Here is a 12,269-nt window from a genome sequence, read left to right as displayed (position 1 = left end):
AAAAAGCTATGCAAAATTAAATTTTTTTTTGTTACAATATGTGTTTAAAATACTCTAAAATATAAAATCAATAAAGGCAAAAAATTATGTATGATGAAAGAATAATCAACACAATGACAGATAAAGTAAATGAGCTTTTGGCTAAATATAATGAAGTATGTGAAATAAATGAAAATTTAAGAAATGAATTAGTAAGCGTAAAAGCACAAAATGAAGCTAAAAACAATCAAATTGCGCGTTTGGAAGAAGAGCTTAAAAATAAAAATATTGAAAGTGAAGATGTGATCAAAAAAATAGAGGCAGTTCTTGGCAAACAATAATCAAAGAAAAGTTACAATCAATGTCTATGCGAAAGACTTTGTTGTAACATGCAGTAATGAATTTGCAAATCATCTTGAAGATGAAATTGCTTTAATTTCTGGAGGCACAGGTAAGATAGAACTTGCAAATTTCATTAATGCTTTTGTAAAACTTAGCTACGAAAATTATATCTTAAAAAAAGAACTCAACAAACTTATAAACACTATCGATGAAGAAATACAATAAATGCAAGTAAAAAAAGCTTTTACTTTAGTAGAGCTTATTTTTTGTATGATGATTATTGCTATTCTTAGCACAATTGCTTATCCGTATTTTTCTTTTGGAAAAAATGATGCTAAACTTATCCAAGCAAAAAGTGAGGTAGAGCTCATTAATGCTTCTTTGGCCTTACTCAAAAATCAGTTTTTATTTAAAGAAAGTAAGGATTTTCCAGCCATTTTAGATGAAGCTTTGATAAATAGTGAAAATCAAAAATTATTTTTTTGTGATAGTTTGCAAAATTACAAAAAAACAAATCATTGTACATATAGTGTATTAGATAAGCCAATTGTTTCAAGTAAAAAATCATGGATGAAAATAGCAAATACTCAATATAGATTTTTTATAAATGCTAAAAATTACATAGATTTTTCTTATAATAGTGAAAAAGTTTTTTTAGAATGTGTGAGTTTAAATTGTAAGGATTATGGGTTTTGAATTTTTATCAACTTGCTATAAAAGGATATTATTTAGATACCTTAATTTATGAAAGTGAAGAAGAAATTGAAATTTTAGATGAAGTGATAGTTGATCTTGCAAGGAAAAAAAATCTCAAAGCTATAATTTTACAAAAATGTTCAAAGCCTGATTTTAAAACCCAAGCTATAAAAGAAAAAACAGGTTTTAAACTAACACAATATCAATACGAACTTGCTCAATTTATTGCTTATTATTATGCTAGTAAAATAGCTTTTGTTTTGGGTATGTTTGAAAGCATTAAAGAGTATAAAAATGAAAAAATTCATATAGAAAAAGCACCTAGTTTAAGTAAAAACCAGCAAGAGGCTTTGGAATTTATAAAAACTAAACAAACTAGTTTATTATTTGGCGATACAGGAAGTGGTAAAACTGAAATTTATATTAGCTTGATAAAAGAATATCTAGAGCAAGGAAAGCAAGTTTTGCTTTTAATGCCAGAAATCGCTCTAACTCCGCAAATGCAAAAAAGATTAAAAGTGTATTTTGGCGAGCATTTTTTCTTGTGGCATTCTAAAATTACTAAGAAAAAAAAGCAAGAATACTTGCAAGATTTAACAAATTCAAAAGCTCTTTTAGTGGTGGGAGCTAGATCGGCTTTGTTTTTACCTTTTAAAAATTTGGGTTTGATTATTATTGATGAAGAGCATGATAATTCTTATAAAGCTTCTAATAATCCAAAAATCAATGCAAGAGATTTGGCTTTATTTGTAGCAAAAAAAATGCATATAAAAGTTCTTTTAGGTTCGGCTACTCCAAGTGTTGTAAGTTATTATAAACATCCTTGTTTTAGACTTAAAGGAACCTTTTTTGAAAGCAAAAAGCAGTTTTTATATGATGAGAGCGAGCTTAGTGTCTCGTCAAAATTACTTTTAGAATTAAAAATTAGCTTAAGAAATAAAAAGCAAGCTGTGGTATTTTTACCTACAAGGGCAAATTTTAGACAAATTTTATGTAAAGAATGTGCTAATACCATTAAATGCCCTTTTTGTTCTATTGCTTTGAGTTTGCACAAAAATAAAAATGCATTAAAATGCCATTATTGCAATTTTACTAAAGAAATTGATCAAACCTGCCCAACTTGCAATGGAGTTATGCTTGAAGCTAAAAAAATGGGCACAGCAGAGCTTTGTGAGCTTTTAGAAAGAGAATTAGCTGAGTTTAATCCTATCATAAAAAGATTTGATAGTGATGAGATTAGCAGTGTAAAAAAGCTTGATATGATTTTAAAAGATTTTAATCAAGAAAAAATTGATATTTTAGTAGGCACTTCTATGCTTGCTAAAGGACATGATTATCACAATGTGGATTTGAGTGTGATTTTAGGTCTTGATGAGTATTTATTCAGACCTAATTTTAAAGCTTTGGAAGAGACTTTGGCTCTTGCTATGCAAGTAGCAGGTCGTGCAGGTCGAAAGGGTGAGGGTAGGGTACTTTTACAAACTAAAAATAGATCTTTTTTTGAAAAATATATACAAGATTATGATAGTTTTTTAAAAGATGAATTAAATGCCAGAAATGAGCTTTATCCCCCATTTAAAAGACTTTTAAGGCTAATTATTGAAGATGAGGATAAAAACAAAGCTTTAAATTTATGTGAATTTATAGCTAATAAAGTTCAAGAATTAAAACAAGTGCAATTAGTAGGCCATGGTGCTTGTGGCATTGAAATGCTAAATAAAAAATGGCGTTTTTATGTATTATTGCGCGCTAATACTCATCAAGAACTTGTAAAATTTGAGCACTTTGCTTTAAATTTTAAAAATATTACTTGCGATATAGATCCGGTTGATTTTAGTTAAAGAATTTTTCAAATTCTTGGTAATATTTCCATGATTTCACAATATCAGGGCGGAAATTTTTAATATGTATCAGTTCTTTATCTAATATATCTTTGAGTTTTAGCCTTGCTGTTTTGTTTTTCTTGAGATAGTCTAATACTTCATCTTCTTTCATAAGATTTGTTTCTGTGTAGTCAACAATTTCTTTGATTGCATCTAAAAAATTGGATAAATATTGTTTGATTCTTGCATAATTTTTATGATTTAAAAATTTAGATATTTTATTTTTATCGATATAAATGCCAATGTTATTTTTAAGATCATTATTGCTAATGTAGGAAAAAATATTTATTTGCTCGTTGCTTATATGATATCTATTAATAATTAATTTTATTTCATAATCTACTTGAAAAATTAAAGGAAGCAAATATCTTATATAACCTCTAAATTCTTTTCTTTTAAAAAGATTTTCATCATTATGGGGGGGGGTAAAATCAAATTTATCTGCCAAGTTAATAAAAGTATTATAAGCCTTCTTTTCGTTTAAGTCACACATATCTATATAAGTAATATTGTTTGTGTTAATTTTATTAAGTAGAGTATGCATTATAAAAGTATTTTCTAGTAAATTTTCAAAATCATCTTTCATGTAAGTTTTGTTTGGTTTTAAAAAATTAATATATTCTTGGTAGTTAAAATTTAAGTTAAAATTTTGATTATAGTTTCTTTGAACTTTACTCCAATCTCTTCCATATGAATGTTTTAATAAAGATATGGGATCTCGTGTTTGAATTAGTATAGGTATATCACAACTAATTAAATTTAAATATTTATCCAAATCTAAAATATTTGTCTCGGATATATTAATAGCTGTTTGAGAGTATTGAAGAAGTGATTTAAAATTTAAATTATATCTGTAATATCCGTTGTTTGGAGATACCCAAGAAGCAGAGCAATAAACATTGCATGCTTCATTGAGTAGTGTTAAAAAAGCAGCAGCGCCAACACCATGAGGGGAAATATAGATAAATTTAGCATTTTCTAGAGGTATGTTTAGTTTCCAAGCAAGTTTTGTGCAATAATCACTAGGTTCTATATCGATATTTTTTGGATTTACTAATGGTGGATAAGTCTTATTTTCATATTGTTTAAAATCGTCACTATTAAGCCAAGCTGTAATATGATTTATATTATCTAGTATAAATTTTTGAAAAAAATAATCTTGATTGGTTTTGAGTGAATTTAATAAAAAATTTGCTTTTTTGCTATCTAAATGAGCTGATAAAAAATTAAGTAAATTTTTCATATTAAATCCTTGATATTTTTAGATTAAATTATTAAAATTATATAAAAATATTTTTAGAGTGATTTTAATGACAAGATATAAAACAAGACAAATAAAAGTAGGCGATGTTTTAATAGGTGGTGATGCACCTATTTCTGTGCAATCCATGCTTTTTACTAAAACAAGAGATGTTGAAGGTTGTTTAGAGCAACTTAATAGGCTTTATTTTGCCGGTGCAAATATAGTGCGTTTAGCTTGTTTGGACATGGCAGATGCAAGAGCTTTAAAAGAAATCAAAGCAAAAAGTCCCTTGCCTTTAATAGTGGATATACATTTTAATCATAAGCTAGCAGTTTTTTGTGCTGAATTTATCGATGGGGTGAGAATTAATCCGGGAAATATAGGCTCAAAAGAAAATATAAAAGAAGTGGTGCAAGCTTGTAAACAAAGAAAAATTCCTATTAGAATAGGGGTAAATCATGGCTCTATAGAAAAGCAATTTAGCGATAAATATGGTTATAATATAGAGGCTATGCTTGAGAGCGCTTTATATAATATAAAATTACTAGAAGATTTAGACTTTTTTGACATTAAAATTTCTATGAAAACTTCAGATGTGCAAAATACCATAAAAGCTTATGAAGCTCTAAGACCACTTTGTGATTATCCGTTTCATTTAGGGGTTACTGAAGCAGGAACTAAATTTCATAGTACGGTTAAAAGTTCGATTGCCTTAGGAAATTTGCTTTTAAAAGGTATAGGCGATACAATGAGAGTTTCTATGACAGGGGAGCTTGAAGAAGAGATTAAGGTAGCAAGGGCTATTTTGCAAGATAGTGGAGTGCAAAAGAGTGGAGTAAATATCATCTCATGCCCAACTTGTGGAAGAATTCAAAGCGATTTGATTAAAGCGATTAAGATAGTAGAAGAAAAAACTAAACATATAAAAGAACCATTAAATATAAGTGTTATGGGTTGTGTTGTAAATGCCTTGGGTGAGGCTAAGGGTGCTGATGTGGCTATTGCTTTTGGAAAAAATCAAGGTTTAGTTATAAGACATGGTGAAGTGGTGGCAAAATTAAAAGAAGATGAGCTTGTTGATAGATTTTTACTTGAAGTAGAAGATGAAGTAAAACTTAGAGAAAAAGATTAATTTTTTTCTAAGTAAGTTTTTTGCATATTTTGTAATTTTTTAGAAATTTTTACTTTATAAATACTTGGATTTTGAAGTTTTTTTAGTTTAAAATCCAAACTATCAACACTTTTTTTATGATACTCTTGAATATTTTTCAAGTTAGGAAGCCCATAGATTAATTTTCCATCTTTAAAAATAAGCTCATGTAAATTTTTATATGTATAACCTTGATAATTTTTGATACTCTCATCATGTGTATATAAAATATCAAAACTTGCTTTATTGTTTTTATAATACCTTATGAGTTTTTTAAAATGTGGCAAGGTTGTTTTGCTTGAGCTTGCGCTGATTTTTATTTTAGGGATGATTTGATTGTTTTTTTCTAATGCAACAAGCTTATAAACAGCTCCAAAAATAGGCGAGCTTGCTGAAGTAATAAGCTTTTCTCCAATACCAAAAGCATCGATTGGAGCTTTGTTTTTTAGTAATTTTTCTATGATGAACTCATCTAAGGCATTGCTAGCTATGATTTTGCATTTTGTTAAGTTAGCAAGATCTAGTTTTTTTCTAATATATTTAGAGATTTTCAGCAAATCTCCTGAATCAATACGGATGGAATAATTTTGCATAGAATCTTGCGTATTTAACTCATTAAAAACTAAAATAGCATTTTCAATACCTTTTTTATAATCATATGTATCAATCAAAAGACTTATATTATCTTTATAAATTTGACAATATGCTCTAAAAGCACTTAGCTCATCATCAAACATTTGTACCCAAGCATGAGACATGGTTCCACTAATAGGAATATTAAATTTTCTCCCAGCTAAAGTACAAGCACTTGCATGAAAACCACCTATAAAAGCAGCTCTAGCACCATTTAAAGCTGCGCTTTCTCCATGGGCTCTGCGAGAGCCAAATTCTAAGAGTAATTTTTCTTTTGCAATTTGAGCAATTCTGCTAGCTTTAGTGGCAATTAGACATTGATGATTTAGAGTTAAAAGTATGAAAGTTTCTAATAATAAAGCTTCTATTATAGGTGCTTTGATAATCATTAAAGGTGTATTAGCAAAAATACATTCACCTTCTTTAACACTTAGTATATCTCCACTAAATTTTAAAGTTGAAAGGTAGTTTACAAAATCATCATCAAATTTTTTAGTATTTTTCAAAAAATCTATGTCATCTTTAGAGAAAGAAAAATGATTAATATGATTTATGATTTGTTCTAATCCACAAAAAATAGCATAAGAAGCACTATCAGGAGCTTTTCTAAAAAAAACTTCAAAATAAACAATCTGCTTATGCATATTTTGTTTAAAATAAGCATAAGCCATACTTAGTTCGTAAAAATCACATAATAATGAAGAATTCATATAAGGATTTTTACTTACAAATTAATCCATTTGACGACGCAAGAAAGCAGGAACATCAAGTTGAGAAATTACTTCCTCATCAAACCCACCGCTAGCTTTGCGCAAATTCATATAGCTATTTTTTTTACTTTCTTCTTGTTCTTTAGCACTTTCTATTTCAGCTTTATCTTCAAAACCTGTAGCAATGATAGTTACTTCAACACGATCGCCCATGCTTTCATCAGTAGTTGCACCAAAGATTACTTTTGCATTTTCATCTGCTATATCGCTAATGCTTTGAGTAGCTTGTGAAATTTCTATCAATGAGCATTCAGGTCCAATTTTATAATGGATAATCACGCCCTTAACGCCTTTCATAGTCATACCATCTAATAATGGAGATTCTATAGCACTTGATAATGCGTCCATGATAGCATTTTCACCTTCTCCATGACCCACACCCATTAAAGCTAAACCTCTATGGCTCATAACAGTTCTAACATCTGCAAAGTCAACATTGATATCGCCATCTTCTAAAAGAATAGACACCATACCTCTAACAGCTCTAGCTAAGATATCATCAACTAGTTTAAATGCTTCTTTTATACCTGCTTTTTTTGGAAGTATACTAAGAAGTTTTTCATTTTGGATTACAATGATAGAATCACTTTCTTTTTTTAATTCAGCCAAGCCAGCTTCAGCTAATTTTTTTCTTTGTTTTCCTTCAAAAGCAAAAGGCATAGTTACAACCGAAACAGTTAATGCGCCTACTTCTTTAGCAGCTTGTGCTACAACAGGAGCTGCACCTGTACCAGTTCCACCACCAAGTCCTGCTGAAATGAATACTATATCACTTTGACTTAAAGCTGCTTTTACTTCTTCAAAGCTTTCTCTTGCACTTTCTGCTCCAATTTCTGGTTGCATACCAGCACCTAAACCTTTAGTTTTTTTCTCACCTAGTTGAATTCTAGTTTTTGCTAAAGATTTTGCTATAGCTTGTGCATCAGTATTTGCTGAGATAAGATCAAGATCATGTAAGCCCATATTTACCATATGATCTATCATATTACCGCCACCGCCACCGCAGCCTATGACTTTTATTTTTGCACCTTTTGCGTGTTGCATTTCTTCTACTAGATATTCGCTCATTGTATCTCCTATTAGAACTGGTTTATTAATTTATTCCAAAAATTATGCATAAAACTTGATTTTTTATCTTTTTTGGTTTCAACTTTTGTTAATTCTGTTTTTTCATCTTCAAAATCTCTCTGTTCTTGAAAAATTTCTTCAAAATTTTTATTTTCTTCTTCATGTTCTTCTATGGTGAGATTTTGTTTTATCTGTTTGTTGATAAATTCAGGCTCTCCTTTGTATCTTAGTTTTTCATTAGAATCTAATTCATAAGGAGTAAAATGTCCACCACCATATAAACAAAGACCTATAGCGCAGCTATTTTCTGCATCTTCAAAAATTTCTTTAAAGCCATCCATAGTATCTTTTTTTGCGGTCGCTATTCTAACAGCTTTATTATCAAAATAAGCTGAAGCAAGTTTGTCAAGTCCTGCAAATTTTGTCATTCCACCTGTTAATACTATGCCTGCTCCTGCTTGATTTGCACAAGCATTATCACTTAGCATTTTAGCTAAAATAATAATAGTTTCTTCAATTCTTGCATAAATAACATTAGATATAACTTCTACTGAAACTTCATTTTTTCTTTTTTCATCACCCATATATGGAATTTGTATAATTGAGTTTTCATTTTGTGCTAAAGATGCATAATTTAATTTTAGTTTTTCTGCTTCTTTTGGTGGGGTATGCAAAGCTATGGATAAATCATTAGTGATATTTACTGAACCAATTTGTAAGCATTCATTATATCGTATAGAATTACCCGCATGAATGACCATATCGCAAACTGCTCCACCCATATCGATTAAAATAGCACCTAATTCTTTTTCACTATCATCAAAGCATGCGATAGAAGAAGCATATCCTGAAAGAACGATATTATCTACTCTAAGATCAGCAAGCTCAACTGCTTTTTTTAGATTTTTAATATGCACTTCTTGCGAGATTACAATATGCGTAGAAACTTCAAGACGATTTCCACTCATTCCCAAAGGATCTTCTACATGCTCAAGATCATTTACTTTAAAATTATAAGGTAATACATGAATGATTTCATATCCACTAGGTATATTTGCGGTATGTTTTGCTGTGCTTACTGCTCTGTGAATTTCTTTAATACCTATTTCATGATTTGGTATATTAACTACACCTATACTGTCTACACTTTTTGCATAAGCACCTGAAATAGATACAATTACTTTATCATAATGCACACCTGACATCATTTGTGCATCGGCTACTGCCTCTTCTATAGATTTTGAAGCAAGCTCTATATTGGTAATTGCTCCTTTTTTTATACCATTTGATTTTGATTTTCCAAAACCAATGATTTTAAGTCCTTCTTCACTTTTTTGTGCCAAAATAGCACAAGTTTGTATTGAGCCTAAATCAATTCCTAAAATATTCAATTTGTATTTCCTTTATAATAGCGTTGGATTGGATATAATTCTATAAGTTTTTTTAATAATTCTTCCTTAAGTAAAGCTTGTTTAGTTTGTTTGGCACTTTGTTCTATGATAAATTTATAAATTTCTTCTTTATCTTTGTTTTCTAGAGTTTGCTTTGTAATTTCATAAACTATTGCTTTATCATCAAATAAAACATAAGATTTAGCTTTATTTGAGTCAAATACATGCATTAAAAACTCACTAAATTCAGCATCATTTATCATTTCACCTACTTTTGCTCCTTTACTTGAGTCGCGACTATAAGTTCCTATATCTATGCCTTGGAAATTATTTAGGGCAAGCTTTGCTTTTTCTTCTAATAAAGTTTTAGTTTTTTCTCTGATGTAAAGTTTGCTCACTTCATTTTTGGCTTGCTCAAAAGTCATAGTCTGTATAGGATTTATTTTTATAAGTTTTGCAATCATATAGCCATTTTCAAATTTAAAAGGCTTGATAAAATCATTTTCTTTAGCTTTTTGTATGTTTTCTAAAGGGTAATAAATATCAGCATCGCTTATTGTGATGTTTTTGTCAAAACTAAGCTCGTTTTTTCTCAAAGCAACATAGCTTTCATTAGCTTTAAGTTTAAGCTTGGAAAGTTTTAAATCTTTTATAATTTTATCTTTGCTTTGTTCTAAGCTTAGAATTTTTCCTGCAAAATCTTTATAGTCATTTTTATTTTCTTCATAGTAAGCTTGAATTTCTTTATCAACAACTGTGATTGTATTAGGATCTAAAAAATAAGTTGCAAGCTCATAGCTTTTTTGTGTTTTATATAGGTTTTTGTTTTTTTCCCAAGTTTGTTTTAGTTCTTTTTCATCAATAGGAATATTTTTATTATCAAGTTTTATTATTTGAATTTTTAAATTATCTTGCATTAAAAAACTTGCACCAAACATATCAAGTTCATTTTGTTTGATTTGTAAATTTAAAATAGCATTGATTTTTTTAAGCAATAATTCATCATGGATAATTTTTTCATAAGCTTTTGGTGTATAGTTGTTTCTTGCAAGTAAATTATAATATAAATCTTTATCAAAAACACCTGAAGCATTATGAAAGATTTTTTGATGCGCTAAATCATAAGCAATTTCTTCTTCGCTTACATTTAAACCTAAAGTTTTAGCATAAGAAAGCAGAAGTTTTTCTTGTATAAGTTCATTGATAGCTTGAGTATCTAAGCCATCTTTTTGTGCTTGTTCTTGTGTATAATTGCCATTGTTTAATTGTGAGTAGTAGTTAAATAATTGAGAATATTTTAGATTGAATTCATCATAGCTTATTTTTTCATCGCCTACTTTTGCAACAGAATTTGATCTATCGGTGTTAAAATCATAACTTCCCCAGCCAACAAAACCTGCTCCAACAAAAGCAATAACACTAATCCAAATAGTAATAACTAAATATTTTTTATGATGCTGCATCCAAGTGAGCATTTTTACCCCAATCCATAATTAATTAAATTAAACCATAAATTATAGGTAATTTGTGATTAATAAAAAATTAATTTTATGATTTTATGATAAATTTGTCTCTGCTAAATGGATAATTTTACAAGAATTTTCGATTAAATCTATTATTTTTCCAAGTTCATAGCTTGTTCTTCCATAAGCAAATATTCCATATCCTTTCACAACGACAAAATTTTGTTTTTGTTCTAACATATAACGATAAATTTCAGTTTGTGATCTATCATCCCAATCCTCATAACTTTTAGGATTGTAAACTCGAATTTCTTCTAAAAAAATTTCTCCAAAATAATCTTGAGGTGTTATGAAATCATGATTTAAACTCATGGATAAGGTATAAGCTGGATAAGCAAAACATACGAATTTAGCTTCAGGTATATTTTCATATATGCTTTTATGTATTTCACTATCGCTGCTTGCTTCATCCCAGCTATAATCTTTTGCAAATTTTAAGATACTTAAATTTTTTTCATCTAATTGATTCAAAAAAGCATTGCTTTTGTTGATAATAAATGAGCCTTGGGAAAGTTTTGCTGAAACAGAACCATGGCAAATTCCAAAAAAATTTTTTTTAAACATTGATGAGGATAGAATTTGAATTTGGGAAATAATATTTTCTTTATTCATTAAAAACCTTGTTTTAAACTTAGCTAAGGTATTATACTAAAAAATATTAAAAGGTATATTTTGCAAAGTCCACATATTCCTGTTTTATTACAAGAAGTTTTAAATACTTTTGATGATTTTGATAGCGGAGATTTTTTAGATTGTACTTTGGGTTATGGAGGGCATTCTAAAGCATTATTGCAAGCTCATGAAAAATTAAGATTAATTGCTTGCGATAAAGATTTAGAGGCTTTAAGTTTTTCCAAAGAGTTTTTGAAAAATTTTCAAGATAGAATAAGTTTTAATCATATAGGTTTTAAAGATATTTTAACTCAAATTTCAACGCAAAACATAAGAGGAATTTTAGCTGATATTGGTGTATCTTCTTTGCAGCTTGATAAAAATGATAGGGGGTTTTCGCTAAATTCTGATTTTTTAGATATGAGAATGGATCAAAATAATCCTTTAAGTGCTAAAGAAGTGGTGAATTCTTACAACAAGGAAGCTTTGGAACGAATTTTTAAAGACTATGGAGATCTAGCGCCGGTTGCTTCAATGCTTGCTCAAAAAATTATCAATGCAAGAAGTCAAAAAGAGATTACAAGTGCAAAAGAATTAAGTCAAATTATAGGAAATGCTAAGTTAAAAGGACGCAATGTATCTTTAGCTTTGCTCGTATTTCAAGCTTTGCGTATAGAAGTAAATAATGAACTTGGTGAGTTAAAATCCTTACTTGAAAATATAGAAAAAGCAAAATTAAAAGATTGTAAATTAGCTATTATTAGCTTTCATTCTTTAGAGGATAGAATAGTAAAAAATACTTTTAAAAGATGGGAAAAAGACTGCATTTGTGATGAAAGAGCTATAAAATGCGAATGCGGTAAAGGACATAGTCTTGGTAAAATTTTAAGTAAAAAAGCTATAAGTGCCTCCAAAGAAGAAATAAGCTATAATAGTAGATCAAGTTGTGCAAAAATGAGAATTTTTTATTTTAGGTAAA

Annotated in this window: 12 protein-coding genes; 6 read left to right on the top strand and 6 right to left on the bottom strand. The window is 28.8% G+C overall.

Features of this window, described 5'->3' with window-relative positions:
* Window positions 1-86 precede the first annotated feature (86 nt).
* The 4 genes from L8X38_RS02500 to L8X38_RS02485 are packed head-to-tail and all read left to right on the top strand — an operon-like array spanning window position 87 to window position 2,858.
* Entirely contained in the window at window positions 87-320 is a 234-nt protein-coding gene (locus tag L8X38_RS02500; protein WP_012661890.1) for a hypothetical protein, read from the top strand.
* Window positions 307-546: a hypothetical protein gene (locus L8X38_RS02495; RefSeq protein ID WP_133319896.1), complete on the top strand. Its 240-nt coding sequence runs from the start codon at window positions 307-309 to the stop codon at window positions 544-546. The genes L8X38_RS02500 and L8X38_RS02495 overlap by 14 nt, the downstream gene beginning before the upstream one ends.
* The gene (locus L8X38_RS02490; RefSeq protein ID WP_263661199.1) at window positions 547-1,017 is read left to right on the top strand and encodes a type II secretion system protein; all 471 of its coding nucleotides are present in this window, start codon (window positions 547-549) and stop codon (window positions 1,015-1,017) included.
* Window positions 1,014-2,858 carry a primosomal protein N' gene (locus L8X38_RS02485; RefSeq protein ID WP_263661198.1) on the top strand — a complete coding sequence of 615 codons (1,845 nt, stop codon included), beginning with the start codon at window positions 1,014-1,016 and terminating at the stop codon, window positions 2,856-2,858. The genes L8X38_RS02490 and L8X38_RS02485 overlap by 4 nt, the downstream gene beginning before the upstream one ends.
* On the opposite strand, the gene L8X38_RS02480 is transcribed toward L8X38_RS02485, so the two are convergent.
* Window positions 2,851-4,143, bottom strand: coding sequence for a DUF2972 domain-containing protein (locus L8X38_RS02480; protein WP_263659743.1), 1,293 nt, complete (start codon window positions 4,141-4,143; stop codon window positions 2,851-2,853). The two genes, L8X38_RS02485 and L8X38_RS02480, sit on opposite strands and share 8 nt — an antisense overlap.
* Before the next feature lie 67 nt (window positions 4,144-4,210).
* Here L8X38_RS02480 and ispG point away from each other — a divergent pair, with 67 nt between their 5' ends.
* Complete coding sequence (gene ispG / locus L8X38_RS02475; protein ID WP_412175441.1) at window positions 4,211-5,275, top strand: flavodoxin-dependent (E)-4-hydroxy-3-methylbut-2-enyl-diphosphate synthase; 1,065 nt, start codon at window positions 4,211-4,213, stop codon at window positions 5,273-5,275.
* On the opposite strand, the gene L8X38_RS02470 is transcribed toward ispG, so the two are convergent.
* The 5 genes from L8X38_RS02470 to L8X38_RS02450 form a co-directional block, all read right to left on the bottom strand.
* A complete protein-coding gene (locus L8X38_RS02470) occupies window positions 5,272-6,636 on the bottom strand; it encodes a nicotinate phosphoribosyltransferase (protein WP_133319900.1) in 1,365 nt (454 codons plus the stop codon). The genes ispG and L8X38_RS02470 overlap by 4 nt on opposite strands.
* Before the next feature lie 21 nt (window positions 6,637-6,657).
* Complete coding sequence (gene ftsZ / locus L8X38_RS02465; protein ID WP_039626779.1) at window positions 6,658-7,764, bottom strand: cell division protein FtsZ; 1,107 nt, start codon at window positions 7,762-7,764, stop codon at window positions 6,658-6,660.
* An 11-nt stretch (window positions 7,765-7,775) separates the two neighbouring features.
* The gene (gene ftsA / locus L8X38_RS02460; RefSeq protein ID WP_220566695.1) at window positions 7,776-9,155 is read right to left on the bottom strand and encodes a cell division protein FtsA; all 1,380 of its coding nucleotides are present in this window, start codon (window positions 9,153-9,155) and stop codon (window positions 7,776-7,778) included.
* Window positions 9,152-10,630, bottom strand: a complete 1,479-nt coding sequence (locus tag L8X38_RS02455) for a peptidylprolyl isomerase (RefSeq protein WP_263661197.1) — start codon at window positions 10,628-10,630, stop codon at window positions 9,152-9,154. Before L8X38_RS02455 ends, ftsA begins: the two co-directional genes overlap by 4 nt.
* 81 nt (window positions 10,631-10,711) lie before the next feature.
* The gene (locus L8X38_RS02450; protein WP_263659740.1) at window positions 10,712-11,290 is read right to left on the bottom strand and encodes a class II aldolase and adducin N-terminal domain-containing protein; all 579 of its coding nucleotides are present in this window, start codon (window positions 11,288-11,290) and stop codon (window positions 10,712-10,714) included.
* Window positions 11,291-11,350: 60 nt separating this feature from the next.
* Here L8X38_RS02450 and rsmH point away from each other — a divergent pair, with 60 nt between their 5' ends.
* The gene (rsmH, locus tag L8X38_RS02445; protein ID WP_133319904.1) at window positions 11,351-12,268 is read left to right on the top strand and encodes a 16S rRNA (cytosine(1402)-N(4))-methyltransferase RsmH; all 918 of its coding nucleotides are present in this window, start codon (window positions 11,351-11,353) and stop codon (window positions 12,266-12,268) included.
* Window position 12,269: the final 1 nt, after the last annotated feature.

Origin of the sequence: Campylobacter sp. CNRCH_2014_2452 (assembly GCF_025772865.1) — a bacterium.
GTDB lineage: Bacteria > Campylobacterota > Campylobacteria > Campylobacterales > Campylobacteraceae > Campylobacter_D > Campylobacter_D lari_D.
The sequence above is the reverse complement of the archived record's forward strand: the minus strand, read 5'-3'. Positions and strand labels throughout refer to the sequence as shown.